This is a genomic window from Intestinibacillus massiliensis, assembly GCF_900155735.1.
Classification (GTDB): domain Bacteria; phylum Bacillota; class Clostridia; order Oscillospirales; family Butyricicoccaceae; genus Intestinibacillus; species Intestinibacillus massiliensis.
In genome coordinates this window covers 13614-39556 of the sequence record NZ_LT707051.1, presented here as the reverse complement: position 1 = coordinate 39556, position 25943 = coordinate 13614, and the positions used below count along the sequence as shown (strand labels likewise).

Here is a 25943-nt window from a genome sequence, read left to right as displayed (position 1 = left end):
ATATCACCACGTATACAATTTATTTTTATCCATTATAATGCAAAATATAACAAAAAGCAATTGCGCGTTTGCCGAAACCTGTCGAAAATAGATAAAGCGTTGCCCGGAGGTGCGCGCCGGCGAGGCAAAATGCCCGCAACCGCAGGCCAGCCTATGGGGAACGGCATTTATGGCAAAACGTGCGGCGGACACCAGGCACGGCAAAAAGCCGCGGCGGGGAAACCCGCCGCGGCAGAAATACCGGGATAAAGCCCCCCGCCAGTCGGGGACCCTTCCAACGGCGCTTCCCCTGGCCTGTGCAAATGAAAAAGGCTGGCGGTGCAACATTGCGTTGCACCGCCAGCCTATCCTGGCACGCCCGAAGGGACTCGAACCCCCAACATTCAGAACCGGAATCTGACGCTCTATCCAATTGAACTACGGACGCATACCGTGATTAGTAGTATATCATACCAGCCCCAACTTGTAAAGACTGTTTGGCCGCGCGGTTTCGACAAACCGCGGGCGGTGCCGCGCGCGGGACGGGAGGCATATACTGGGATGGGGGGTGATGGCCTTGGACCTGATGGATAACCGGGTCACGGTGGGGCAGATCCTGTCGCACCCGCGCGCCCGCGCGCTGGCGTTTGAGGAGGTGCCCGCGCTGCGGAAACCGAAAATACAGCGCATGGTGTGGAATATGCCGCTCTGGCGGGTGCTGCAGCTCGCGCAGGACTGGATGCCGGCGTACCGGATCCGGGCGCTGCTCCAAAAGCTGCGGGAGGCCTGACCGCGCCCGCCCGGGCGTGCGGCGGAAAAACGGCCTGCCGCTTATGCGGCAGGCCGTCCCTGTATTTACCGGTTGCGGGGGTGCACGCGGATCGGCTGCAATTTGTAGCCGGTCAGCCTGTGGTATAAACGGATAAACTGCGGCAGCCACCCGTGGGCGGCGGCGCGTTCCGATAACAGCAGCAAGAATCTATCCATGGTGTGTGTTCCATCCTTTCTGACGCTATTATAACCCGCCCGGGCGCAAAAAGGTGCATGGGAAAATGGATAATCCGTTAAAATTCTGTAAACGTCACGGGTATTGCGACAGGATGGCGGGCAGGCGCGCGGGGGTTACGCCCGTGTGCAGGTCGCCGTCGACCAGCAGGTTGGGGCCTGCGCCGCACCGTTTGAGGCAGGTGCGCGTGGTAAGGCGGAAGCGGCCGTCCGGGGTCGTCTGCCCGGTGGCGACGCCGAGCGTGCGCTGCACGGCTTTGAGCAGCGGGTAGGCGCCGTGCGCGCGGCAGCCCTTGCCCAGGCATACCGTGATCACATGGCGGCAGGCCGAAGCCTTCAGGCTGGGGGTGACGCGGACGAGCGCGGCGACCACGGAGGGCGGCACGCCCGCGGCCTGCGCGATGCGGCTTTGCAGTGCGGGGCTTAATGCGCCACCGGCCAGCGCCTGCGCCTCCTTGAGCAGCGCCAGCAGCTCGGGCTGGTCGAGCGGCGGGGCGACGTCCCGCAGCAGACCGTCAAGCGCTTCTGGGTTCATATACAGCACCTCGATTCGGATGGATAGCTATAGTATACCCGAAAAACGGCGCGCATGCACCCCCGGGTTTGCTTTTGCCGGCGCAATGCGGTATGATGGTAAAAAGTTTTGAAACTGCGGCAAAGGGGGGAGCGGGATGGAACCCAGCAAGGCGCAAATCCGGCAGTTCCGGCTGCGCGCGCACCATTTGGACAGGCGGCTGCCCGCGGGCGGGCTGCTGGACGCCGCCGGGGCGTGCGGCCTGCAAAATTCACCGCCCGGCGCATGGGAAACGGCGCTGTTCCAGCGGCTGGAGGGCTGCACGCTGCCGCGCCTGCGGGACGCGCTGTACCGGGACAAGGCGCTGCTGCAGGCATGGTCGTTCCGCGGCGCGCCGGTGGTGTTCCCGGCGGACGAGGGCGGCGTTTTCCTCACGCCGCTGGCGGCGCGGGACGGCGAGGAGCCGTGGATTTACACGATGGGCGTCGCGGGGGCGCTGGAGTTCCTGCAAATGCCCTTTGACGGCCTGCTGCGGCGCACGGCGGAGGCGGCGCGCTGGCTGTATTCCCACACGGTGTGGGGCAAGGACGCGCTCGACCGCACGCTGGCGGACCTCATCGAGCCGGGGCTTCCGGAGGGCAAGCGGGCGCTTTGGCGCGCGCCGTCCATGTACGGCAGCCCGGACAGGCAGACGGTCGGGGGCGCGGTGGTGTCGTTCCTGCTGCGGCCGTGCGCCNTCGCGGCGGCAGGCGCGCCGCATCTGGGACGCGGGGGCGGACGGGTACGCGGCGGTCGCCGTCGGCGGGAAGACGCGCTATGTCCTGGAGGAAGACCTCGGCAGCCTGTTTTGCGCCCCGGAAGCGCCGGGGCGCCTGCTCCTGCTCGGCGCGCACGACCCCTACCTCGACGTGCGCGACCGCGACGTGCTGCTGGAAAGCCCGTCCCTACAAAAGCAGGTGTGGAAGACCGTCGGCAACCCCGGCGCCGTCCTGAAGGACGGCAGGGTCGTGGGCGTCTGGCGGGGCAAGGCGCGCAACGGGCGGCTGGACGTTACCATCAGCCCCTTTGAAGCGCTCACGCCCCCGGAGCGCCTTGCCCTGGAGGGGCTTGCCGCGGAATACGCGGACTTCCGCGGGCTGGCCCTGCACGGGTTCGGGATCGGCGGGCTGCCGTAAACGGGGAAAACGCCGGGCGTAACCGTACGTCCGGCGTTTTTTTGTCACGGGCAGCGCCCGCACAGCAGGCGGACGGGGCCTGCGTCGTAGGGGATGCGGAAGGCCGGGATGCCCGAGGAATGGGGCGCGATCTCGTACAGGCTGTAATACACCGTCACGCCCTGCGGGGTGAGATAGAAGCGCCGCGGGTCGAAATACTGCGCGGCCAGCGCCGCCGCGTCCGGGAAAAACCGGCCGGGCTGGCGCGCGACCTGCGCCTTGATTTGCCCGAGGATATAGCCCTCGCAGTCCGTGCGCGCGGGGAACAGCGCGGAGAGCGGGACGGGGCGGCCGGTTTCGAGGTNGGGGGATGTTGCATTGCGTTTCACCACCTCTTACCAGGGTATGCGCCGCGCGGCGGGATGGTGCGCCCCGGCGGGGGGTGACAAGGCGGGTGCGAAAAACCCGGCACAATCTGGTAATTTTTTCTCTTTCCGGGAGCGGCGGGAAAGGCTATAATAAACATATACAGGGAACAGAATGGGTTTTGAACACTTTAGATACATAGTGTTGGTTATCGCCTTGCACATGGCCTTGGGAGGGTTATCGATGGAAGAATTTATTGTACATCCGCTGCTGCAGACCGACCGATACGGGAAGATATTCCTGTACACGACGCAGAACGATACGGCGTGCGTGCCGCGCCATACGATCCAGATGGACGCGCCGGTGCGCCCGAAGCTGCTCCAGCAGGCGGTCAAGGACGCGCTGCTGCGCTTCCCGCACATGAGCGTCGGCATCCGCGCCACGGCGACAAGCTACGAGTACCGCATGGTCGGCGAGGAGCCGGTGGTGCTGCCCTTCGACAACGCGCGGCACCGCTATACGATCGGCTCGGAGGATACGCACGGCTATATGTTCCTCGTGGGGTACCAGGGCAACAATATCTATATGGAGTACCAGCACAGCACCTCGGACGGGCGCGGGTTTGAGGAGTTCATCCGCTGCGTCCTGTTCCAGTACCTCAAGCTGTGCGGCAAGCCGGTCGAGAACGACGGCACGATCCGCGCGCAGGACAGCTATTACACCCCCGCGGAAAGCGAGGACGCCTACCGCTATCTGGACGGCCTGGAGCCGTCGGGCGAGGGGCTGTACGAGAAGCCCGCGGCGCTCCATGCGGACGGCCTGTCGTGGGACGACGACGCGCCGGAGATCGTGTGCGAGGTGACCTTCCCGTTTTCCGAGCTGCGCGCGGTTGCCAAGCAGTACGACGTCAGCCCGCTCACCGTGATCGCGCCCACCTTCTGCCGCGCGTTTTACAACAAGTTCGGCGCGGGGCAGGATAAGCCGGTCATCGCGCAGATCCCGGTCGATATGCGCCAGGTCATCGAGAGCGTGACGACGCGCTACTTCATCTGCTTTATCGACCTGCCCTACGAGGCCGCATGGCAGGAAAAGCCACTGCCCGAGGCCTTCCGCCTCGCCAAGGGCTTTCTCAGCCGGCAGATGGAGCCGGAGCTGCTGCTCTACCGCGCCAAAGTCGCGAGCGACGCGTGCCGCAACCTGCACCAGAAGGACATCCCCCTGGCGGAAAAGGAGCAGGAGGCGCGCAAAATGACGCGCGACTTCGTGACGTCGGACAGCTTCCTGATCACGAACGTCGGCCGCTTCACGCTGCCCGAATCCATGGCGCCCTATGTCAAGGGCTACGGCGCGGTGCTGCCCTGCGCGGCGCAGCCCTTCGCCATGCTGATCAGCTCTTACGGCGGCACGATGAAGGTCTCCATCGCGCAGCGCGACCACGACCTTGCGGTGTGCAGCGACTTCACCGCCCTGCTGGGCGGCCTGGGCGTCCGCGCCCGGATGGAGAGCTACCCCTTCTATGTCACGCGCTACGACGGCGCGGCCTGCACGAAGGGGCAGGATGGCAAGCGGTAAAATTTACAGGCATATGGAAAGCCCCGCGCCCCCGGAACTCCGGGGGCGCGGGGCTTTTGGCTTTACAAGGGCGCGGGGCGGGGTGGCGGCGCGGCCTATCCTTCCTTGGCCAGGCGCAGGCCGTCGTACCGGGTGACGTGGAAGGGGTAGGACATCGTGTGCACGTCCATGCCGGTCTCCTGCAGCACGGCGGCCACGTTGTGCACGAGCCGGGGGTCGAAGTCGCGCTGCGACAGCGACACCTTGAGCGTGTCCTGGTAGGAGCTGACCAGCACGCCGAAGGGCTGGTGCGCGCTCGGCAGGATGGCGCTGTAATCCAGGATGTAGGGCTGCATGCAGGCGGGCGGCTCGAACGCGCCGATGTTCGTCAGGATGAAGCTGTCCCGGCGGATGTAGCTGCGCGCCTGCTCGCGCATCATGCGCTCCTTCTCATCGATGGGCATATCCGATGCGTGCGCCTCGGCCACGCGGGTGGCGTTTTTGAGCGCCCACCAGGCCGCGTGCGGCAGCGCCTTCTGCGTGTCGAACGTCTCCTTGCACTTGCGGCAGGCCTCGACGAAGGGCAGGCTGAAATACTCGTACCGGAACGGCAGGTCGAGCAGCGCCACGTAAAAGCGCGTGGTCTCCGAGGGGACGCGGGCGCGCAGGTCCATCGGCACCTCGGCGATGACCGCCTCGCGGCGGCCCGTCCCGGCGTAATAGGTGCGGTAGATGCCGTGGGAAAGCGCGGTCATCAGGTAGGGCAGGGGGGACAGGCCGTTCGGCTTGAGGAAGCCCTTGAGCGCGGCCAGGGACAGCGTGATCTCGGTCGTCATCTCGTCGCTGTCCTCATCGTTTTGGCAGTCCAGGTGGAAGGCGGGCGCCTCGTCGAGGTGGCCGGCGTCGGACTGCGGCGCCTGGCGCAGGCGGACATAGCCGTCCTCGCCCTCCGCGGGGGTGTACACGGTTTCCAGCGTGCGCACCGTGCCGTCGTTTTTCACCGGCTTGCCGCAGTATTTGAGGTAGTAGAACAGCACGCAGCGGATGAACTGGTCGAACCCGCGCCCGTCCGCAGTGCAGTGCTGGTACTCGAGGTAGATGGTGTTGTCGCGGTAGCCGCACAGGAACAGGTAGCCGTTTGTGTCCTCCGAGCCGATATAATAGGGCGAGCGGTCGTCGAACGGCAGCACGACGGGCGGCTGGCTGATGCGGTGGTAGGCGTAGCTGCGCGCGCCGCGCGTCAGCCCGAGCGCCATCTGCGGGAAGCGCACGAGCGCGGTATTGAGCGCCCCGAGCAGCTTGATGGGGTCGACCGGCTCAAACATACGGATGATATGCCGCGGCGCGGTGGTCAGGTCGCGGTGGGTGGTATACATAAAAATACAGCCGTAGCTGTCCACATGCAAAAGGCTATCCTGGGAGACCGTGGTCATTTTTAGATTCCTCCATTCCGGCGCGGGACGTCGCCCGCTGTGGCTGGGAACTGCTTTTCCTTTATTATAAGGCGGCGGCCGCCGGAAAGATATTGGCCACATGCCCAACTTTGGCGCGCGCCGTTCAGGGATTATTTGGATAAGATCGTAAAAAGATGCCAGATAGTGCGGGCAATGGCCGGAAACCGCCAAAACACGCGGCTTCCGGCCACTGTGTACGCTTTTACAGGAACGGCGCCCCGGCATGGCAGGCAAAAAACAAAGGCCGGCGCCCCGGGCGCCGGCCTTTGCCAAATGAAGAGATGTATAATGGATAAGGAGTCGTATGAGACCGGGGAACAAGGGCTTTGGGGAACCCCGGCTCCCTGATGTATGTAATATTATCACTATGTATACAAAATAGCAAGCGGGAAAACTATTTTGCGCGCAAGTTTTCCGATTCGCATAATTGTGTGCGCTGCAAATCCGCACAGGATGTATAAAACGCACAAATAATCCGCCGGTTGGCCTTGTGCCGCCGCGCGATCGATGGTAATATGGTAACAAAAGGCGGCGGCTGCCGCGGCTTGGATGGTGATACGGCATGACAAGGCCAGACGTTTCCGCCCGGAAGCGGAACCGCTGCATGGCGGCCCTGTCGGGCGGGGCAATCCTCCTGTGCCTGACCCTGCTCGTCGGGATGGTATGGGCGGACGGCGGCAAGACGGATGAGACAATCTCCCAGATCAGCGGCATCTATCTCGACGAAATGGCCGACCAGATGGCGGGGCAGTTCAGCTCCACGATGCATAGCCAGTTTACCCGCGTGAGCAGCCTGCTGACCAACATCACGCAGGACGACCTGCAGGACGCGCGCTCGCTTGAGCGTTTTATCGGCATGCGCCAAAGCAACAACAATTTCCTATTTTTTGCCGTGCTCGACGAGGACGGCTACTATTACGTAAAGGAGGGGCGCTACCCCGGCGGGGAAGCGCCCGAGGTGCGCGCCCACCTTGAGGCCGGGGAGGATTCGGTCAGCCTGCAGCAGACGCCGGCGGGCGCGCCGTTCATCCTGTTCGCCACGCCGATCGCGCCGATCCCCTTCGGCGACACGCGCCTGACGGCCACGCTGGTGGGCATGGAGCCATCCTTCCTGGCGGCGCGGCTCGCCCTCAACCAGGAGGATTCCGAGGCGTACGCCAATATCGTCAGCCGCGAGGGGCGGTACGTCATGCGCTCGGGCTGGGCGGGGGACGCGCTCGGGGGCGGCAATTTGCTGGACTTCCTCGCGGGGCACGCTGCGTTTGACAAGGGGTACGGCGGGGACGCCCTGCGCCGCCAGTTTGCCGGGGGCGTGCGCGGGATGGCCGCCTTCACGCTGGACGGCGTGCACCAGTACCTGTATTTCACGCCGCTGGAAGGCACGGACTGGAACATGTGCATCACCATGCCGTATGGCAACTTGGACGCGCACATCAGCGGGCTGGGCAGGTATATGATGCACACGGCGCTCGTGGTGATCCTGATCATCGTCGCGGTCATCCTGAGCCTGTTTTTCGTCTATGTGCGCGCCGTGCGGCGCAGCAGCGCCCTGCTTGCGCAGGAAAAGGCCGCGACCGAGGACGCGCTGCGCCTGGCGGAACAGGCAAGCTCGGCTAAGAGCGAGTTCCTCTCGCGCATGTCGCACGAGATCCGCACGCCGATGAACGGCATCATCGGCATGAACTATATCGCCATGCAGAACACGCGCAACCCGGAAAAGGTCGCCGACTGCCTGCGCAAGATCAGCTTTTCGTCCAGCCATCTGCTCGCGCTGCTGAACGACGTGCTCGACATGTCCAAGATCGAGAGCGGCAGGATCGAGCTGCGCCGCGAGCGGGTGGATTTCCGCATCCTGCTCGAGCAGATCGCCGCCGTCACCTATGGGCAGGCGGCGGACAAGGGCATCCGCTTCGAGGCCGGGCTTTCCGGCGACGTGCACGAGGCCTTCTGGGGCGATTCGCTGCGCCTGAGCCAGATCCTGCACAACCTGCTGTCCAACGCGCTCAAGTTCACGCCCGCGGGCGGCCGGGTCACGCTGCGCGTGTCCGAAACGCCGGCGGGCGAGGGGCGGGTTCTGCTGCGCATGGAGGTCGGGGATACCGGGTGCGGCATCGAGCCGGCGCATTTCGATAAGATTTTCCAGGCGTTCGAGCAGGAAAGCGGCGACGTGACGCGCAAATACGGCGGCACCGGGCTTGGCCTGTCGATCACAAAGCAGNACGATTTCACCGGGCTGCGGGTGCTGGTCGCCGAGGACAACGCCATCAACCGCGAGATCGCCTGCGAGATCGTGTCCCTGGCCGGGGCGCAGGCCGATACGGCGGAGGACGGCGTGCAGGCGGTGGAAAAGTTCTCCGCCGCGCCGGAAGGCTATTACGGCCTGGTCTTGATGGACATCCAGATGCCGCGCATGGACGGCTGCGAGGCTGCGCGCCGTATCCGCGCGCTGCCGCGGGCGGATGCGCGCACCGTGCCGATCTTCGCGATGACGGCGAACGCCTTCGTCGAGGACGAGGACAGGAGCCGCGCCGCCGGGATGGACGCCCATATCTCCAAGCCGTTCGATTTGCAGGCGCTCTACGCCAAAATGTCCCAGTATTTGGACGGCAAATAATCGGCCGGCGGGGCGCTGCAGGGCGGAAATTTGTTGATTTATACCAAAAACGCTGCTATAATTTAAGCAACTAGGCAAAAGAAGGCCATGGCTTTTGGAGACACAGGGCGCGGCGCCGCCCCCCTCCAGGACGCGCGGGCCCGTAATGAGGCGGCGACAGGGGGGACGGAAGTGCAAAAACGAGATACGATCCTGCTGGTGGACGACGTGGAGATGAACCGCGTGATCCTGGCAGGCCTGTTTGAGGACGAATACCAGATACTCCAGGCGGAAAACGGCGAACAGGCGCTCCTCCTGCTCAAACAGTACCATGAGAGCCTTGTCGTCATGCTGCTGGACGTGGTGATGCCGGTCAAGGACGGCTACCAGGTGCTGGCTGAGATGCGGGCGGACGGCCTGCTGGACGAGGTGCCCGCCATCGTCATCACGGCGGAAAACTCGCTGGAAAGCGAGCTGCGCGCCTTCGACCTGGGCGCGTCGGACATCATCGTCAAGCCCTTTGAGCCGCACGTCGTCACGCGGCGCGTGCGCAACATCATCGAGCTGTCCCTGCACAAGCACAACCTGGAGTCCATGGTGGAGGAACAGGCGGAAAAGCTGCGGGAATCGAACGAGATCCTGATCGACGCGCTGTCCTCGGTCATCGAGTACCGGAGCATGGAGTCCGGCCAGCACATCCGGCGCATCCGCCTGCTGACCAAGGCGCTGCTGCAAGAGGTGCAGCGCAACTGCCCGGAGTACGGCCTGAGCGACCACAAGGTCGACCTGATCGCCGCGGCGTCCGCCATGCACGACATCGGCAAGATCGCCATCCCAGACAGCATCCTCAACAAGCCCGGCCGCCTGACGGCCGAGGAATTTGAGACCATGAAGACGCACACGGTCAAGGGCTGCGAGATTTTGGGCAGCCTCGGCCGCATCAGCGACCAGGAGTATTTGCAGTACGCCTACAACATCTGCCGTTACCACCACGAGCGGTGGGACGGGCGCGGCTACCCGGACGGGCTGTGCGGCGACGCGATCCCGGTCTGCGCGCAGGCCACCGGGGTGGCGGACGTGTACGACGCGCTCACGTCCGACCGCGTGTATAAAAAGGCCATCCCGCACGAGCAGGCCGTCAACATGATCCTCAACGGCGAGTGCGGCATATTTTCCCCCAAGCTGATCGAGTGCTTCAAAAGCGTCATAGACCAGTTTGACGTGCTGCGGCGGCAATATGAGGACGGGCAGGCGCCCGCCGCCGCGCACCTGCCGCACACCGACCCGGTCAGCGTGTCGGTCAGCGCGCTCCAGCTCGAGCAGATGAAGTACATCGCCGTGCTGCGGCACGAGAACGCGACCGTGCTCGAGGTCGACTTTACGACCGGCAGCTACCACCTCGTCTACACCGGCATGGCCGGCGTACAGAACCTGTTCCGGGGCAGCAAGCTGCGGGACGTGCTGGACCAGCACATCGGCCGCCTGGTCGCGCCCGGCGACCAGGCGTGGCTGCGCGCCGCCTGGGAGGGCGGCATGTCCGCGTTTTTCGAGGCGGGCAGGTTCCAGCAGAGCTGGCGCTACCGGGTGAAATACCCCGGGGGCGGGGACTGGTGCTGGTGCGAAATGGTCGCCCTGCGCATCGATACCGACCACCCGCACGGGCGCAAGGCGCTGCTGCTGTGGAAGGTGCTGGAGGACGGCGCGGCGCCGCCGCCCGCACCGGGCTGTGAAGGCTTCCTGCGCGATATCCTGAACGGCGTGCTGCGGTGCCGCAACGACCGCTATATGACGGTCGAGGAGGCGCACGGCCGCCTGCTGGGCTACACGCGGGAGGAGGTCCGCACGCGCTTCCACGACCGCTTTATCGAGATGGTCTACCCAGACGACCGCGCGCGCGTCCGCAAGCAGATGGCGCAGCAGTTGGACGCCGGCGTGCAGTATGAGACGGAACACCGCCTCATCGGCGTCAAGGGCGAGCCGGTCTGGGTGCTCCACCGCGGACGGCGCGTCGCGGACGGCGACGGCGAGCACCTCTACAGCGTGCTGGTCGACATCAACCGCTCCAAGCAGGCGGAGGAAGCGCTGCGCATGAGCCTGGAGCGCTACCGGATCGTCATGGATCAGACGAACGACGTGATTTTCGAGTGGGACATGGCGACCGACTGTGTGACGTATTCCACCAACTGGAAGGAAAAGTTCGGCTACGAGCCGATCCGGGAGCGCGCCTCCATCCTGCTGCCGACGGTCTCGCACCTGCACCCGGACGATATGGCCGACGTGGGGCGGTTCATCCGTTCCATGGAGCATGGCAAGCCGTACGAGGAGATCGATTTCCGCGTGTCGAACGCCGAGGGGCGGTACCAGTGGTGCCGCCTGCGCGCGACCGCGCAGTTTGACGGCGAGGGGCAAACCTGCCGCGTCATCGGCGTGCTGTCGGACATCAACGACGCCAAGCGCGCGCAGCAGGAATTGCAGGCGCAGGCCGAGCGCGACGCGCTGACGAAGCTGCTCAACAAGCAGTCCGCCCGCAACCGGATCGAAAGCTACCTGTCGCAGGGGGGCACGCACGGGGCGGTGCTCTTTATCATCGATATCGACGATTTTAAGCTCGTTAACGACCGGTACGGCCATATGTTCGGCGACGCGGTGCTCGGCAACGTGGCCACCGCAATCGCGCAGCTGTTCCGCGGCGAGGATATTGTGGCGCGCATCGGCGGCGACGAGTTCATGGTCGCGCTGCTGAACGGGATGGACGGCGGCCGGGTGGAGGCCGTGGCGCGCCGCATCGTGGGCTGCTTTGAGCGGGCGCTGCAGGATTTGCCGTCGAACTGCCATGTCTCGTGCAGCGTCGGCATTTCGCGCGCGCCGCAGCACGGGAAGGATTTCCAGACCCTGTTCCAGCGCGCGGACATGGCGCTCTACCAGGCCAAGGCGCACGGCAAGAACCAGTTCCAGCTGTACGACCCCTCGATGGAGGGCGTGACCTTCGGCCAGGCCGCCCCGCTCGCGGTCGCGTCGCGCACGGAGATCGATTCCGACCAGAACGGCCCGGACGTGCTTTCCGACCTGGTGACCGGCGTGTTCCGCATGCTCAACGGCGCGGAAAACCTTGACCGGGCGATCGACATGATCCTGGAGCTCGTCGGGCGGCGGCTGGGCGTGGGGCGCGCGTACTTATTTGAAAGCTCGGCGGACGGCCGCTCCTGCAGCAACACCCACGAGTGGTGCGCGGAGGGCGTGGCGCCGCAGATCGGCACGCTGCAAAATATCCCGTACGCGTCCCTGTCCGTGCCGTACAGCAGCCTCTTTAACGAGCAGGGGGTGTTTTACTGCAACGACGTTTCGGCGCTGCCCGCGGATATCGCGGCGCTGCTCGAGCCGCAGGGCGTGCAGTCCATGCTGCAATGCGCCATGCGGCATAAGGGGCGCTTCTGCGGCTGGGTCGGCTTCGACGACTGCGAGCGGCGCGTCCTGTGGACGCAGCCACAGATCGAGGTGCTGCTGTTCATCGCGGAAATGCTCATGCTGTTCCTGCGCAACCGGGGGCTGGGCGGCACGGAGGCATAAGGGAAAGCGCCTGTGTATGGCACACAGGCGCTTTCTTTATGGGTTATGGGCCGAAGGATTCGCGCGAGGCCTGCAGGAACTCCGCGTAGTATTTGCGGGAGACCGGCACGATGCAGCCGCCGGCCAGGTGCACGCCGTCGAGCGAGATGCTGCATACGTGCTGCGTGTTGACAAAAGTCGATTTAGAGACCTGCAGCAGCTTGCCGGATGCGATCAGGGGGGACAGCAGCTCCCGCGTGGACACGCGCAGGCTCCTGCTGCGCAGCACCGTGCCGTCGGTCAGCGCGGTGTGGATGCGGTGCCCTTCGCTCTGGAAGTACAGCACGCGCGACAGGCGCAGCAGGCGGATGCCGTCGTCCGTGCGCATGGGGAAGAAGCGCTCCTGGCGCTTGGCCTCCTCGGCTACGGCATGGTGCAGCGCGGCTTCGAGCGCCGCCTCGTTGTCGCAGACGCGCACGTCGATATCGGCCGCCGAGAAAGGGGCGGACGCGCGCCGGACAAGCCGCAGCAGGCGTTCGCCGTGCAGCGCGCCGTCATAGATAAAAAGCTCCAACGGTATCCCTCCTTCCCGCCGTGCGGGGTTTCTACTTCCATTGTAACCGATCTTATGCGCGGGGCTGTTGACATCCTGTGTGAAAACCCGACATGTTCTGTGAAAAAGGGTGCGCCCACTCGGCGGGGCGCACCTTTTTTTGGCATCTAGCTTCGGAAAACTGCCTGTTTTTCGCATATCATGCAGTATTTACACGTGACCGGTTTTACTTTTCCCGGCTTTTCTTATAAACTTATAAATAAGAAAATTGCTTCAGGAGATTACATATGTTGCGAATCGCTATTTGTGAGGATATGCCGTCGGAAGCCGTCCACATCGAGCAGATGCTGGCGGGGTATCAGGCGCGCGTCCCGCAGCTGCAAATAGCACATTCCGTATTCGGCAGTGCGGAAGTGCTGTTGCAGGCTGTAAACGCAGGGCAGCGTTTTGACCTTTACCTGCTGGATATCGTCATGCCCGGCATGGACGGGATCGAGCTTGTCCGCGCGCTGCGCGGGGAGGGCTGCCGCAGTGCGGTGATCTACCTGACGGCGTCGCCGGAATACGCGGTACAGGCTTTCAGCGTGCGGGCGACGAACTATATGGTGAAACCGGTTTCATCCCGCGCCTTTTACGAGGCGCTGGACGAGGTGGTGGCCATGCTGGGGCACAAGGTGGAAAGCCATGCCGTGGTGCCCGCGGTGGACGGCGCGCTGCGCGTGCCGGTCTCCCAGATCGTGTGCGTGGAGGTCACCGGCCACGTGCTGCATTACACGCTGTGCGACGGGCGCCGCATCCGCAGCAAGGTGCTGCGCGTCTCGTTCGGCAAGGCGATCGCGGACCTGCACGCGGCGGGGTTCCTGCGCCCGCACCAGTCTTACGCGGTGAACCCGGCGCACATCGCGGATTTCGCGGCGCGGGAGTTCCATATGGACAACGGCATGTGCGTCCCGATTTCCCGGCTGCGTTTCCCGGAGGTGAAGGCCGCGTATATGCGGTACCTCGCGCGCCGGGGCGCGGCGGAAGAGGGGATCAGCTATGCAGCCGAATGAGTTCTGCCGGTTTTTGACCTCGGCGGTGCTCGTCCCGGTGGGGATCGTGTACATCTTTATCCTGGTGGACGGGTGGCGCCAGCCGATGCGCAGGATGTACCGGATTGTGGCCGCGTACCTAGTGTTCCACATCCTGCTGTGCGTATCCGTCTACAAGCTGACAAACCCCGCGGCCGCCGCGCGCATCCTGGGCACGGTGCCCATCCTGATCTGCTGGGCGCTCTACGCGCTGCTGACGAAATACCGCGACGGCCGCTTCCTGTTCACCGTGGTATCGGTCGCCCTGCTGATGACAATCATCGATACGCTCGCCTGCGTCGCCTTCCCGTACGGCTCGCCGTATTTCCTCGCGGCCAAGCTCGCCGTTTCGGCCGCCGCGGGCGCGGTGCTGCGGCTGTTCTGCCGGCGGCCGTTTTTGCAGCTGCTGCACAGCGCGGACCAGGGCTGGGTGCGCATGACGCTGATCCCGCTGACGTTCGTGATGTGCCTTGCCACCGCGTACGACCTGCCCGAGACCATTGGCCTGGGCGCGCCGAACCTGCTGACGGCGCTGCTGCTCTGCGCGTCCACGCCGCTCGTATACGCCGCGCTGTATTACTTTTCCCAGACCCTTCACGCGCAATACCAGGCGCGCGAGGACGCGCTCATGCTGCGCGCCCAGGTGCAGGCGCTCGGGCAGCGGTTTGAGCAGCTGCGCGTGAGCGACCGGAAAAACCATATTTTCCGCCACGACCTGCGCCATTACGTCCAGCTCCTCAAGGCCAGCGTGGAGGCCGGGGAGCGCGGGGAGGTCGAAAAGCTGCTCGGCCGCATGGAGACCGAGCTGGGCGACCTCTCGACCGAGGGCGTGCTCCATGCCTATACCGGCAACAGCCTGATGGATACCGTGCTGTCGCTCTACGCGGAGCAGGCGCGCGAAAACGGCGCCGCGTTCGAGGTGCGCCTGTGCATGCCGGGCGGCCTGCGGGCGGATATGACGGAGCTTGCCGTCGTGCTGTCCAACGCGCTGGAAAACGCCCTGCGCGCGTGCAGCACGATGCCGCCCGGCGCGGCGCGCAAGATCCGGGTGTACGACACGCCGGGCGCGCCCGGGTTTTTCCTGACGGTGGCGAATACCTTCTCCGAAGCGCCGCGGTTCGACCGGAAGACCGGCCTGCCGGAGGCCACCCGCCCTGGGCACGGCTACGGCACGCAGTCCATGGCCGCATTTGCCAAAAAGTACGGCGCCGCGCTGCAATTTGACATCATTGACGGCATGTTTTGTGTAAGCCTGCTGTTTTGACAAGGAAAGGGGGCGGGCGGATGCCGCGGGACAAAAGGCATAAGGATAAGTTCACCCTTGCCATCGCGCTGTGGTGCGCGGCCGTGATCCTGTCGGTGGCGGCGGTGTTTTCCACGCAGTACCGCCGCATGACGGACGATTTTAACGCGCTCGTCAGCGAGAACCTCGCCGCCTTCACGGAAAGCCGCCAGCGCACGGCCGGCGGCATGATCGGGGACGTGCAGAACCAGCTTGCCAGCTTGGCGGAGATGATCGAAACCACCGGCATGCCGCCCGAGGACGGCTGGCTGGAAGAATACCTGCGCGGGCTGAGCAAGCGCAACAGCGCCTATGAGATCAGCTACGGCGCCGTGGACGAAGTGCGGGCGCTGCTGGCGGACGGCGGCCTGCCCGCGGACGGCCGCAGGGTATGCGCGGAACTGCTGGCGGGGCGGCCGGCCGTATCGGATATCCATACGCCCCGGGACGGCGGCGCGCCCGCCTTTTCCATTACGCAGCCGGTCAAGCGGGACGGCGCGGTCGTCGGCGTGCTGCGCACCCGGCTGGACGCCTCGGTCATGGCCGGCGGCGCGCAGGACAGTTACCTGTTCCAGTCCGTCCATTCCCTCATCGCCCGGGCGGACGGCACGGTGCTGTACGCGGACGCGGGGAAATACATCTCGACCGGCAACCTGTTCCAGTCCACGCAGGAAAACGGCATCCCCGAGGGGGAGGTCGGGCAGATCGCGCGCCTGCTCCAGGCGGGGGGCGCGGCGACCCACCGCTTCAGCGCCAAGGGCAACACCTATTTCCTGTCCTTCCGCGAAATCGGCTATAACGGCTGGTACCTCGTCGATTTTGTCCGCTCGCCGGACGTGCTGCTGCATTCCGACGAGATCATGCACAGCGTCATCTGGTACAGCATCGCGCTGATCGTCATGACCGCGCTGTCCGGCGCGTTCCTGATCTGCTGGATGTACCGGCAGAAAAAGCGCCTCGACCTGGAGGAGCAGCGCTATTCGGTGCTGTCGGAATTTACCGACACGCTGCTGTTTGAGTACGACTGCGCGACGGACACGCTGGAGTTTACGCCGAACGCCCGCGGGCAGCTCTGCCTGGAGGATACGGCCATCCGGGGCGCGGCGCTGTCCGGGCGCGATACCGGCCTTGTGCACCCGGACGACCGCGCGAAAATGCAGCGCGGGCTGCAGGGGCTTGGGTCGCACCGGGACGGCACGGTGGGCAGTGAGGAAGCGCGTTTCCGCGTTCGGGGCGGCGGGTACCGCTGGTTCGCGTGCCAGTACAAGGTGCTGCGCACGCGGACGGGNGCGGCGGCTGGGACGACGCGGCGGCCTGGGCGGTCTGGGACGACACCTACGGCCCGCTGGAGGTGCGCTTCCAGGACTACCCGCCGCTGTAGGCGGCGAAGGCGCGCCGCCGGCGCAAAAATGGTCCCGGGCATAAAAAAGGGGCGGCCCCCAAGGCCGCCCCTTTTTTATGCGCCTATTCGTCCGGCAGCGCCCCCAGGTTGCACCGGAACTTGATTTCGATATCGGTCAGGTAAATGCGCTTTTCGGGCGCTTTTTTGCGCACCGTATAGTCGTACAGCAGGCGGAGGGGCAGCGAGCCCTGGGTGTCCGCGTCCTGCCCGATGGCGAAGTCGACCACCCCGTCGCGGATCATGCGCAGGTTGCCCGGCGTCAGGTCGTGCACGATCACGTGCACCTTGCCGGCCATGTCAGCCTTGCGCAGGGCGCGGTATACGCCGCTGCGGCCGGCGCAGGAAACGTAAATCCCGGCCAGCGGCGCGCCGTGGGCGAGCGTGCGCAGGACGATGCGCTCGGCCATCGCGGCGTCGTCGAAGCACTGCTGGATGTCGAGCAGCTCCATGCCGGGGTAATGCGCCTGGATTTCCTCCAGGAAGCCGACCATGCGCTGGCTGTCCGCGGAGTGGCCGTTCTGCCGGCCGGCGATGGCGAGTACCGCGCCCATGCCGCCCGTGGCCAGCCCCAGCAGCGCGGCGGCGGCCTGCCCGGAGGCCAGGTTGTCCGTGCCCACATAGGCCAGGCGGTTGCAGTCCGCGATGTCGCTGTTAAAGGTGACGACCGGGATGCCCTGCCGCTCGGCCAGGGCGTTGAGCTTGTCGCGGATCTGCGCGCTGGCCAGCGGCATGACCGCGAGCGCGTCGATGCGCTCGGTCTCGGTCAGCTCGTCGATCAGCGCGGCCTGCTGCTGCGCGTCCAGCCCGTTCATCGTGCGGACGATGACCTCCGCGCCGTATTCCCGCAGCTCCGCCGCCGTCCGGTTCATGGAGGCGCAGACCATCTTGACAAACGCCGTGCCCGCGGAGTGCAGCACCACGCCGATGCGTACCGCGGCCTTGGCCGGGGCGCGGCTCTGGTTCGGGATATAGCCCATTTCGCGCGCGGTGCGCTTGATCTTCTCGCACAGCTCCGGGCGCACCTGCCCCTTGTCGCGCAGGGCGCGGTCGACCGTGCCGCGGGACACGCCGCAGGCCTCGGCGATCTGGTTCAGGGTAACAGCCATTCGGGACATCCTCCTCCGGCAAAGCTTTTTCCCAAATTATATCACAGTGCACGGCGTGCGTGAAGGGAAAAAGCGATAAAACTTTGCGTGCACGTGCCAATTTGCGTCAAAAGTGACAAAATACCTTGCGGGCTTTTGGCGAAAAAAACGATATGGTGCACGGCGCAAGGTTCATTTCCCGATTCCCTTGCGCCCGGCGGCACGCTGTGGTAATTTGTATGTACTCCGGACGGGGGCGGGCTGGGGAACCGGCTCCCGGCAAGATAAAACCGGGGGGTGGCATCCAAAAGAGACATGAGAAAAAAGGGGATTGACAATGGAGTTCTTTCAATCGGTCGTATGGACGGTAATTTCGTTTTTGCTGTTCACCGTAGGCGTCGCGGTCATTTCAAGCTGGAAAACGCGCGGCGACAACCTGGAAACCGCCGAAGGCTATTTCCTCGCAGGCCGCGGCCTGCCGGGCATCGTCATCGCGGGTTCCCTGCTGCTGACCAACCTGTCGGCGGAGCAGCTCGTCGGCCTGAACGGCCAGAGCTGGAAGACCAATATGGGCCCGATCGCGTGGGAGGTCGGCTCCATGTTCACGCTGCTGGCGCTGGCGTTCTACTTCCTGCCGAAGTACCTCAAGATGGGCGCGATGACCATCCCGTCCCTCATGGAGGAGCGCTACGGCAAGGGCACCAAGACGATGTTCTCGCTCGTCATCGTCATCATGTATTCCATCCTGAACCTGCCGGTCATCCTGTATTCGGGCGCGGTGGTGTTCGAGCAGATCTTTGATATTTCCGGCATGCTGGGCATGTCCAAGTTCGGCGCGGTCGCCGTGCTGTGCGTGATCATCGGCATTGTGGGCGGCTGCTACGCGATTTTCGGCGGCCTCAAGGCGGTCGCGGTTTCCGATACGATCAACGGCGTCGGCCTGATCATCGGCGGCCTGCTGATCCCGTTCCTCGGCTTTGCGGCGCTGGCCGCGGCCACCGGCGGCGACGGCATCCTGGACGGCGTGCGCTACATCCTGGACGCCGACCCAGCCAAGCTCAACGCAATCAACGCATGGAACGCCCCGGAGCCCGAGGTGCCGTGGCCGCTCCTGATCACCGGTATGTTCTTCAGCAACCTGTACTGGTGGTGCACGAACCAGTCCTTCGTCCAGCGTTCCCTGGCGGCAAAGAGCCTGAAGGAAGGCCAGAAGGGCGCGATCTTCTGCGGCTTCCTCAAGTGCCTCGGCCCCATGTACCTGGTCATCCCGGGCATCATCGCCTTCTACCTGCCGACCATCCAGGACAAGCTGTCCGCGGCGGGCGCTTCCGCGATCGACTTCGCGTACCCGGCGCTGATCGCCGAAATCGTGCCGAAGCCGGTTATGGGCTTCTTCGCGGCCGTCATGTTCGGCGCGATCCTGTCCTCCTTTAACTCGGTGCTCAATTCGGCGTCCACCATGTTCACCCTCGACCTGTACCGCTCCTCGATCAACCCGAAGGCGTCGGACGTCAAGTGCGTCAAGGTCGGCAAGGTTTACGGCACCATCGCGGGCTGCGTGGCGATCGTCATCGCCCCGTTCATCATGAACGCCACGGGCATCACGACCTTCCTCAATTCCATGAGCCAGTTCGTGTCCCTGCCCGTCCTGTGCACGATCCTGGGCGTGTTCCTGTTCAAGCGCCTGCCCAAATATACCCCGAAGGTCATCACCGCGGTCCATGTGGTGTGCTACGCGGCCTTCCTGCTGCTCAAGCCCTGCTACCCGGGCAGCGAAAACCCGATCCACTACCTCTACGCGATGGCGGTGCTGTTCCCGGTGGAACTGATTATCATGTGGTTCCTCAACAAGTACCGCCCGGCGGAGGCGTACCAGATCAAGGACGTCGGCGCGGTCGACCTGACCCCGTGGAAGTACCGCTACGTGGTCGCGGGCGTGGGCGTGCTGATCGCGATCGGCATTTACGTACTCTTCTCCCCCCTCGGCATCGCTGCCTGACGGGGACTAAAACCGCATCTTTCCGGCGGCGCCCTCTCTTCTCCTCTCCTCACCCTCAGGGGCGCCGCTTTTCCTCNGGGGCAAAAAAAAGGAGAAGGGGGGGGGGGCCCCCCAAACCGGGCCGCCCCCCCGCCCCTTTGCCGTCCCCGCGGCGTGTCATTTCATGACGATCAGCTCGTATGCCCGGGTGCCCAGGCCGATCCTGTCCGCGTGCGCGAGGCAGGTCTTGTATTCGGCGTTCGGCGTGGTGTTCTCAAAATGGTCGTGATGGTCGCAGAAGTCCGCCCGCGCCATCTGGTCGGCGAGCTGGCTGCCCGGCAGCGGGTCGGAGCGCAGGCACGCGTCCACGCACGCCTGGTCGAGCGCCAGCGGGTCGGACGAGGCGAACATGCCCACGTCCGGCAGGATGGCCGTGTCGTTCTCGCTGTGGCAATCGCAGTTCGGCGTGATGTCCATGACGAGCGAGACATGGAAGCAGGGGCGGCCGTCCACCACCGCCTTGGCGTACTCGGCGATGCGGCAGTTCAGCTCTTTCGTCGCCGCGTCGCTTTGGAACTCGATCGCGTCGAAGTTGCACGCGCCGATGCAGCGCCCGCAGCCCACGCAGGCGGCCTCGTCCACGCGCATCTTTTTGGCCTGCGCGTCGAATTGCAGGCCGCCGTTGGCGCATTCGCGTTCGCACGCGCGGCAGCCGCGGCACGCTTCGGCGTGGATGGTGGGCTTGCCGTTGGAGTGCTGGTCCTTCTTGCCCGCGCGCGAGCCGCAGCCCATGCCGATGTTTTTGATCGCGCCGCCGAAGCCGACCATTTCATGCCCCTTGAAGTGCGTCAGGCTGATGAAGACGTCCGCGTCCATCACGGCGCGGCCGATCTTGGCCTCCTTTATGTATGTGCCGCCCTGCACGGGCACCGCGATATCGTCCGTGCCTTTCAGCCCGTCCCCGATCAGGATGGGGCAGCCGACCGTCATCGGCGTAAAGCCGTTTTCCCAGGCGCAGTACAGGTGCTCCAGCGCGTTCTTGCGGCTGCCGGGATAGAGCGTGTTGCAGTCCGTCAGGAACGGGCGGCCGCCGAGCTCCTTGACCACGTCCGCGACCGCCTTGGCGTAGTTCGGGCGCAGGAAGCCGAGGTTCCCCAGCTCGCCGAAATGCATCTTGATGGCTACGAATTTGCCGTCCATATCGATCTGGCCGATCCCGGCCTGCCGCAGCAGGCGCTTGAGCTTTGTGGGCAGCCCCTCCCCGAGCTTCGTGCGGAAATCCGTAAAATATACCTTGGCTTTTTCCATTGTGCAGCCTCCTTCGCTTGCCCGCGCGGGCTTCCCCATCTGCCCCGCGGGGATCCTTAGCAACAGTATACCACATTTGCGCGCGGCTGTCACAGACCGGCGGGCATGCCGCTACCGCGGCGCATACGCGGCGCGGTGCGCGCTGCGCACGTCCGCCCGGCACTTTTGCAGCAGCGCCTTCGCGTCGCCCCAGCCCAGCGCCTCGGCGTTTTGGCGGAGCTTATTTTCCAGCAGGTGCGTCTGGATGACAAGGCCGTAATAGAGCTGCGTGTCGGCGTCCCGGTCGCGGCAGGCGTTGGCCAGCAGCGCGGAGGTGGAAACATATTTCTGGAACAGCTGCCGCGTGGCGTCCGCCCGGCGGTACGGGAAGACCGCGAGGTTTGCAAACAGCGCGATCGCGATCCCCACCACGGCGTAGCCCAGCCGCACGAGCGATACATAGCCCACCGCCCCCCAGCCGAAGGCGCCCATGAAGACCGCGCCGCCGAGCGCGCCCACCGTCGAGCAGGCAAAGGTGGCCGAGTAGTCGGAAAAGTAAAACGTCAGGTAGCCGGACAGCATCATGACCGCGGTGCGCCCCGCAGGCGAGGGGATGAGCGAGAAGGCGACCACGCTGCACAGCCCGCCCAGGAGCGTGGCGGCCATACGTTTTTTCGCTTTCAGCCCCACGTCGTCGGCATAGGGCAGCGAAACGGACGCGACGGTAAACAGCAGCCACTTGCCGTGGGGGAGCTGCAAAAGCTGCACCGCGAGCGTGCAGAGCGCGAGCAGGCAGGAGACGCGCAGCGCATAGGCCACGCGCACGCGGCTGACGCGCAGCGCCGCCTGCAGGCGCACGGAGAAGGAAAGCAGCGTCTTGCGGTAGCGTTTGCGCTTTTGCGGGTGCGCCATACTGAGCATGCGGTCGCGGATATAGCCGAGGCACTGGTAAAACTGCCCGGCCTCCGCGTCCTCCGGCGCGCCGAAGCGCGCCCGGCACAGGGGCGGGATGCCCGCCGCCTCGCGCAGCGCGAACGCCCGGAAGCCGGACAGGCACGCGGACACCTCGCGCAGCATGGCGGCGCGGGCGGGCGTGACCGGCCCCTCGGCATCATAGAGCAGCAGCACGAGGTTTTCCAGGCCGCGCCCGGCGTCGATCATGGCGAAGCCCGCGTCGGAGATGCAGAGCACGCGCTTGCGGCGGTCGTAAACGGCCTGGCTGAGGCGGCACAGGTCGGCGCGGAGCTGTTCCGGGTCCTGCGGCACGCCCTCCGCGGACAGCAGGCAGCCGATGCACGTGTCGGCCTTGCCGATCATAGTGGTCAGCACGTCGCGCGCGGTCTCCACCACGCGCCCCCTGCCGTTTACAAGCTGGTACAGGATGATGCAGGCCGCCCCGGCGAATACGCCGAGCAGGCGCTTGGGAAGCTGCGCGGGCGTCACCGGGGAGATAAACACCAGGAACAGGTAGGACAGGATGTACGGGAAATAGAGGTGGCTGACATATTCATACGTAAAGGCGTACAGGATCAGCAGCAGCACCGCCAGGTTGACCGGCAGGGCGAGGGCTGGGGGCGCGTTCGCCACGAAGCACGCCGCCGCGGCCATCAGGAAGAGCACGGCGGTCTGGATACACAGGTGCTTGACTGGCGCCGCCGTCAGGTCGCGCACCATGGAGGCGGACATCATGATCGTAAAAATAACGCCCACGATGGAGTTCTCCATCCCGAAAACCTGTTGGAATACGTTCACGAACAGGATGATAAAAATAAAATTCAGCGTCGCATGGCGGAAGTTTTTCGTAAAGCTTTCCCGCATGCGCGCAACGGCCTGCTTTGCCTTTTGCAATGCACAGACCCCCCTTTCTAATTTTATTATAAACAGCGGGAAACGGAAAAGCAACACGGGCGCGCGGACGGAAGATGGGCATAACTACGCATTCTTACGCGTGGAACGGGAATTTACAGAACTTTTTGGCGGGGTTAAAACCGGACGTGCCGCGCGCCGCGCAACGATTTTCGCGCGGCGCGCATGGGGGCGGGCGGCAGGCCGCGCGTTCTTAGGATTTTCTTAATCATTTGCACCCGCCGGTATGGTACAATACTAGCGTAAACGGAGGTGACGCAAATGGGCGAGACGGTCCTCGTGGTGGACGACGAGCAGGAAATCGCGGATTTGGTCGAGGTCTACCTGCGCAACGAGGGGTTCCAGGTCTTGAAATTTTATAACGCGGCGGACGCGCTCTCCTGCGCGGCGCACGAAGCGGTCGGCCTTGCCATCCTGGACGTGATGCTGCCGGACATGGACGGCTTTACGCTCTGCCAGAAGCTGCGCGCGCAGCATGCTTACCCGATCCTGATGCTGACCGCGAGGGACCAGGAGATCGACAAGATTAACGGCCTCGCGCTCGGCGCGGACGATTACGTGACCAAGCCGTTCCGCCCGCTGGAGCTGGTGGCGCGCGTCAAGGCGCAGCTGCGCCGCTACCTGCGCTACAACGCGCCGGCCGCGGGGGGCAGCGTGCTCACGGTATCCGGCCTGGTGATGGATATCGACAGGCACCAGTGCACGCTGGACGGGGAGCCGCTCACGCTGACGCCCACGGAGTTTGAAATCCTGCGGATCCTGTGCCAGAAGCGCGGCTGCGTCGTCAGCGCGGAAGAGCTGTTCCACGAGCTGTGGGGCGATGCGTACTACAATAAGAGCAACAACACCATCACCGTGCATATCCGCCACCTGCGGGAAAAGATGCGCGACTCGGTCGAGCACCCGAAGTATATCCGGACGGTCTGGGGGGTGGGCTATCAAATTGAAAAGTAAGAAAGGGGCGCGCGCGGCCACGATCCTGCTGCGGCGCAAGTTATTCCTGCGCATGTTCGCGGCCGGCCTGCTTGTCGGCGGGGGCTGCGTGGCCGTCTATACGCTGCTGCGCGGGCGCTTTGCACAATCGTTCGTCGATTTCCTGGAGGAGCACTTTTTCCTGAAATGGCAGGACAGCCACACGATCTACCAGTTTGTGTTCCGCAACAACCTGGACAAGATCCTGCTGGCCTTTTCGGTGCTGGCCTGCGTGCTGATCTTTTGCGCGGCGTTCCGCGCGGTGGCGGGCTACATTACGCGCGTGTTCGGCACGGTCGCGGACAGCGTGGCGTCGCTCACCGGGGAGGCGGGGCAGGCGGAAGCCCTGCCGCACGAGCTGGCCTTTTTGCAGGACCGGCTGGACCGCTGCCGCGCCGCTTTCGAGGACAGGGAGCGGGATGCGCGGCTGGCGGAGCAGCGCAAGAACGACCTGGTCGTCTATCTGGCGCACGACATCCGCACGCCGCTGACCTCGGTGATCGGTTACCTCAGCCTGCTGGACGAAGTGCCGGATATGCCGGCGCCGCAGCGCGCCAAGTACGTAAAGGTCACGCTCGACAAAGCGTACCGCCTGGAGAAGCTGACCGACGACCTGTTTGAAATCACACGCTATAATTCGCAGTCGGTGCAGCTGGAGGAAACATGGGTCGATTTGCACTACATGCTGCTGCAAATGGCGGAGGAGTTCTACCCGCAGCTTACGCGGCAGGGCAAGCGGGCGGAGGTGCGGGCGGACGAGAGCCTGCAGGCCTACGCCGACCCCGACCAGCTCGCGCGGGTGTTCAACAACATCCTGAAAAACGCGGTGTCCTACAGCGCGCCCGGCAGCACGGTCGGAATCTCCGCCGTGCGGTGCGGTCGGTCGGTGGCCGTCACGTTCCGCAACACCGGCAAGGCCATCCCCAAGCACCAGCTCGACATGGTGTTCGAGCGTTTTTACCGCCTGGACAACGCGCGCTCCTCCAACGCGGGCGGGTCGGGGCTGGGGCTTGCCATCGCCAAGGAGATCGTCCTGCTGCACGGCGGCACGATCACCGCGGAGAGCGAAAACGGCGTCACCGCGTTCACGGTCACCCTGCCCGACCCGCCGGAGGGGCGGGCGTGGTAGGCCGATCTTTATGATTCCTTAGGAATTTCCTTATCCGGCNGCGCCCCCTGCGATACCGCGCCGGCGGGCAGGGCTACGAGATTTCCTACCTGCCCGCCGTGGGACGCCCAGCCGTGCTTCCCGTGCCGGAGGGGGTGCTGCTCTCGTCCTCCGGCGACAACCTGGACGGCTATATCCTGACGGCGAGGCGGGTGGATACGCATGGATAACCCGGCGGAAAGGGCGGCGGGGATCGACCGGTTCCGGCTCGTGGCGGCGCTGCTAGTGGTGGCGGTCCATGTCGGGCCGCTGGGGTCGGCCAACCCCACGCTCGATATGGCGGTTTCGCGCGTGCTGGCACGTGTGGCGGTGCCGTTCTTCCTGATGGTCACCGGCTACTTCGTCCTGGGGCAGCCGGGCGGCGCCCCCTGGCACAGGCTCCGGCGCTTTAGCCTGCGGGTGTGCAAATGGTACGCCGCCGCGGTGCTGCTGTATTTGCCGGTCAACCTCTACGCCGGGCAGGTATCCAGCCTGCCGCAGGCGTTGCAGCGGCTGCTTGTCGACGGCACCTTTTATCATTTGTGGTATTTCCCCGCGCTGCTGCTCGGCGTTTGGCTAACGGCTTCCCTGCTGGCGCTGCTGCCGGGGAAAGCCGTGCTGGGCGTGTGCGCCGGGTTGTACGCCGCCGGCCTGCTGGGGGACAGCTATTACGGGCTGGCCGCCGCCCTGCCCGCGGCGGCGCGGTTCTATGACGCGGTGTTTGCCGTGAGCGCCTATACGCGCAATGGGCTGTTTTACGTCCCGCTGTTCCTGCTGCTCGGCGTGCTGCTCGCGCGGCGCGCACCGGTGCGGCGCACCAGGGCGGCAGCCTGTACGGCGGCCTGCCTGGCGCTGCTGCTGGCGGAGGGGGTGGCGCTCCACGCCCTGGGGTGGCCGCGGCACGACAGCATGTACCTCATGCTGCCCCTATGCATGTGGTTCCTGTTCCAGGCGCTGCTGACGGGCAAGGGGCGCGCGCCTGCCGGGACGGCGGATTTCACCGCGCTCGTCTACGTGCTGCACCCGCTGTGCCTGGTCGCGGTGCGCGGGCTGGCCAAAGCGGCCGGCGTGCAGGCGGCGCTGGTTGGGAACAGCGTGGCGCTCTACCTTGCGGTGTGCGGGCTTGCCGCCGGGGTTTC

20 protein-coding genes, 1 tRNA gene and 1 pseudogene are annotated in these 25943 nt (G+C 65.0%); 13 read left to right on the top strand and 9 right to left on the bottom strand.

Going from position 1 to position 25943, the window contains the following annotated elements; translation table 11 throughout:
• Positions 1 to 350 precede the first annotated feature (350 nt).
• Positions 351 to 427 (bottom strand) — tRNA-Arg (locus CZ203_RS03235).
• A gap of 129 nt (positions 428 to 556) precedes the next feature.
• Here CZ203_RS03235 and CZ203_RS03230 point away from each other — a divergent pair.
• On the top strand, positions 557 to 769 hold the full coding sequence (locus CZ203_RS03230; protein WP_143436100.1) for a hypothetical protein: 213 nt from the start codon (positions 557 to 559) through the stop codon (positions 767 to 769).
• Positions 770 to 834: 65 nt separating this feature from the next.
• On the opposite strand, the gene CZ203_RS15245 is transcribed toward CZ203_RS03230, so the two are convergent.
• Positions 835 to 966, bottom strand: coding sequence for a hypothetical protein (locus CZ203_RS15245; RefSeq protein WP_264472949.1), 132 nt, complete (start codon positions 964 to 966; stop codon positions 835 to 837).
• A gap of 94 nt (positions 967 to 1060) precedes the next feature.
• On the bottom strand, positions 1061 to 1519 hold the full coding sequence (locus CZ203_RS03225) for an NADH-quinone oxidoreductase subunit NuoE family protein (protein ID WP_087064746.1): 459 nt from the start codon (positions 1517 to 1519) through the stop codon (positions 1061 to 1063).
• A gap of 136 nt (positions 1520 to 1655) precedes the next feature.
• Here CZ203_RS03225 and CZ203_RS15440 point away from each other — a divergent pair.
• Positions 1656 to 2177: pseudogene (locus CZ203_RS15440) on the top strand (DNA glycosylase AlkZ-like family protein); the annotation flags it as partial.
• Positions 2062 to 2673: a DNA glycosylase AlkZ-like family protein gene (locus CZ203_RS15435; protein ID WP_407927699.1), complete on the top strand. Its 612-nt coding sequence runs from the start codon at positions 2062 to 2064 to the stop codon at positions 2671 to 2673. The pseudogene CZ203_RS15440 and the gene CZ203_RS15435, both read left to right, overlap by 116 nt.
• Positions 2674 to 2717: 44 nt before the next feature.
• Here CZ203_RS15435 and CZ203_RS03215 read toward each other — a convergent pair whose 3' ends face one another.
• Positions 2718 to 3041, bottom strand: a complete 324-nt coding sequence (locus CZ203_RS03215; protein WP_200809419.1) for an RsiV family protein — start codon at positions 3039 to 3041, stop codon at positions 2718 to 2720.
• A 220-nt stretch (positions 3042 to 3261) separates the two neighbouring features.
• Here CZ203_RS03215 and CZ203_RS03210 point away from each other — a divergent pair, with 220 nt between their 5' ends.
• Positions 3262 to 4590: a hypothetical protein gene (locus CZ203_RS03210; protein WP_087064743.1), complete on the top strand. Its 1329-nt coding sequence runs from the start codon at positions 3262 to 3264 to the stop codon at positions 4588 to 4590.
• A gap of 95 nt (positions 4591 to 4685) precedes the next feature.
• On the opposite strand, the gene CZ203_RS03205 is transcribed toward CZ203_RS03210, so the two are convergent.
• Entirely contained in the window at positions 4686 to 6002 is a 1317-nt protein-coding gene (locus CZ203_RS03205) for a hypothetical protein (RefSeq protein WP_087064742.1), read from the bottom strand.
• A gap of 583 nt (positions 6003 to 6585) precedes the next feature.
• Here CZ203_RS03205 and CZ203_RS03200 point away from each other — a divergent pair.
• On the top strand, positions 6586 to 8637 hold the full coding sequence (locus CZ203_RS03200) for a hybrid sensor histidine kinase/response regulator (RefSeq protein WP_087064741.1): 2052 nt from the start codon (positions 6586 to 6588) through the stop codon (positions 8635 to 8637).
• Positions 8638 to 8808: 171 nt separating this feature from the next.
• On the top strand, positions 8809 to 12183 hold the full coding sequence (locus CZ203_RS03195) for a diguanylate cyclase domain-containing protein (protein WP_087064740.1): 3375 nt from the start codon (positions 8809 to 8811) through the stop codon (positions 12181 to 12183).
• A 43-nt stretch (positions 12184 to 12226) separates the two neighbouring features.
• On the opposite strand, the gene CZ203_RS03190 is transcribed toward CZ203_RS03195, so the two are convergent.
• Positions 12227 to 12736, bottom strand: a complete 510-nt coding sequence (locus tag CZ203_RS03190) for a LytR/AlgR family response regulator transcription factor (RefSeq protein WP_159456340.1) — start codon at positions 12734 to 12736, stop codon at positions 12227 to 12229.
• Between the two features lie 266 nt (positions 12737 to 13002).
• Between CZ203_RS03190 and CZ203_RS03185 the strand changes: the two genes are divergently transcribed.
• The 3 genes from CZ203_RS03185 to CZ203_RS03175 are packed head-to-tail and all read left to right on the top strand — an operon-like array spanning position 13003 to position 16572.
• On the top strand, positions 13003 to 13767 hold the full coding sequence (locus tag CZ203_RS03185) for a LytR/AlgR family response regulator transcription factor (RefSeq protein ID WP_087064738.1): 765 nt from the start codon (positions 13003 to 13005) through the stop codon (positions 13765 to 13767).
• Positions 13754 to 15049: a sensor histidine kinase gene (locus CZ203_RS03180; RefSeq protein WP_087064737.1), complete on the top strand. Its 1296-nt coding sequence runs from the start codon at positions 13754 to 13756 to the stop codon at positions 15047 to 15049. The genes CZ203_RS03185 and CZ203_RS03180 overlap by 14 nt, the downstream gene beginning before the upstream one ends.
• Before the next feature lie 20 nt (positions 15050 to 15069).
• On the top strand, positions 15070 to 16572 hold the full coding sequence (locus CZ203_RS03175; RefSeq protein WP_087064736.1) for a PAS domain-containing protein: 1503 nt from the start codon (positions 15070 to 15072) through the stop codon (positions 16570 to 16572).
• Here the strand turns inward: CZ203_RS03175 and CZ203_RS03170 are convergent.
• Positions 16532 to 17575 (bottom strand): LacI family DNA-binding transcriptional regulator, encoded by a 1044-nt coding sequence (locus CZ203_RS03170; RefSeq protein ID WP_159456339.1) that lies wholly within the window; start codon positions 17573 to 17575, stop codon positions 16532 to 16534. The two genes, CZ203_RS03175 and CZ203_RS03170, sit on opposite strands and share 41 nt — an antisense overlap.
• Before the next feature lie 316 nt (positions 17576 to 17891).
• Between CZ203_RS03170 and CZ203_RS03165 the strand changes: the two genes are divergently transcribed.
• Positions 17892 to 19553, top strand: a complete 1662-nt coding sequence (locus CZ203_RS03165) for a solute:sodium symporter family transporter (RefSeq protein ID WP_087064734.1) — start codon at positions 17892 to 17894, stop codon at positions 19551 to 19553.
• Positions 19554 to 19709: 156 nt separating this feature from the next.
• Here the strand turns inward: CZ203_RS03165 and CZ203_RS03160 are convergent, their stop codons facing one another.
• Positions 19710 to 20840 (bottom strand): DUF362 domain-containing protein, encoded by a 1131-nt coding sequence (locus CZ203_RS03160; protein ID WP_087064733.1) that lies wholly within the window; start codon positions 20838 to 20840, stop codon positions 19710 to 19712.
• 111 nt (positions 20841 to 20951) lie between these two features.
• On the bottom strand, positions 20952 to 22667 hold the full coding sequence (locus CZ203_RS03155) for an FUSC family protein (RefSeq protein WP_328588144.1): 1716 nt from the start codon (positions 22665 to 22667) through the stop codon (positions 20952 to 20954).
• Between the two features lie 279 nt (positions 22668 to 22946).
• On the opposite strand from CZ203_RS03155, the gene vanR reads away from it, so the two are divergent.
• The 3 genes from vanR to CZ203_RS03140 all read left to right on the top strand — a co-directional run.
• On the top strand, positions 22947 to 23639 hold the full coding sequence (gene vanR, locus CZ203_RS03150; RefSeq protein WP_087064732.1) for a VanR-ABDEGLN family response regulator transcription factor: 693 nt from the start codon (positions 22947 to 22949) through the stop codon (positions 23637 to 23639).
• Positions 23629 to 24786, top strand: coding sequence for a sensor histidine kinase (locus CZ203_RS03145; protein WP_200809418.1), 1158 nt, complete (start codon positions 23629 to 23631; stop codon positions 24784 to 24786). The genes vanR and CZ203_RS03145 overlap by 11 nt, the downstream gene beginning before the upstream one ends.
• A 201-nt stretch (positions 24787 to 24987) precedes the next feature.
• The coding region (locus CZ203_RS03140) for an acyltransferase family protein (RefSeq protein WP_159456338.1) at positions 24988 to 25943 on the top strand (956 nt) is incomplete at its 3' end.

Bases quoted from the DNA above. Each gene is read 5' to 3' on its own strand.
- CZ203_RS03165 (WP_087064734.1), top strand. From the start codon at position 17,892: ATGGAGTTCTTTCAATCGGTCGTATGGACGGTAATTTCGTTTTTGCTG.
- CZ203_RS03210 (WP_087064743.1), top strand. From the start codon at position 3,262: ATGGAAGAATTTATTGTACATCCGCTGCTGCAGACCGACCGATACGGG.
- CZ203_RS03225 (WP_087064746.1), bottom strand. From the start codon at position 1,519: ATGAACCCAGAAGCGCTTGACGGTCTGCTGCGGGACGTCGCCCCGCCG.
- CZ203_RS15245 (WP_264472949.1), bottom strand. From the start codon at position 966: ATGGATAGATTCTTGCTGCTGTTATCGGAACGCGCCGCCGCCCACGGG.
- vanR (WP_087064732.1), top strand. From the start codon at position 22,947: ATGGGCGAGACGGTCCTCGTGGTGGACGACGAGCAGGAAATCGCGGAT.
- CZ203_RS03160 (WP_087064733.1), bottom strand. From the start codon at position 20,840: ATGGAAAAAGCCAAGGTATATTTTACGGATTTCCGCACGAAGCTCGGG.
- CZ203_RS03170 (WP_159456339.1), bottom strand. From the start codon at position 17,575: ATGGCTGTTACCCTGAACCAGATCGCCGAGGCCTGCGGCGTGTCCCGC.
- CZ203_RS03205 (WP_087064742.1), bottom strand. From the start codon at position 6,002: ATGACCACGGTCTCCCAGGATAGCCTTTTGCATGTGGACAGCTACGGC.
- CZ203_RS03185 (WP_087064738.1), top strand. From the start codon at position 13,003: ATGTTGCGAATCGCTATTTGTGAGGATATGCCGTCGGAAGCCGTCCAC.
- CZ203_RS03180 (WP_087064737.1), top strand. From the start codon at position 13,754: ATGCAGCCGAATGAGTTCTGCCGGTTTTTGACCTCGGCGGTGCTCGTC.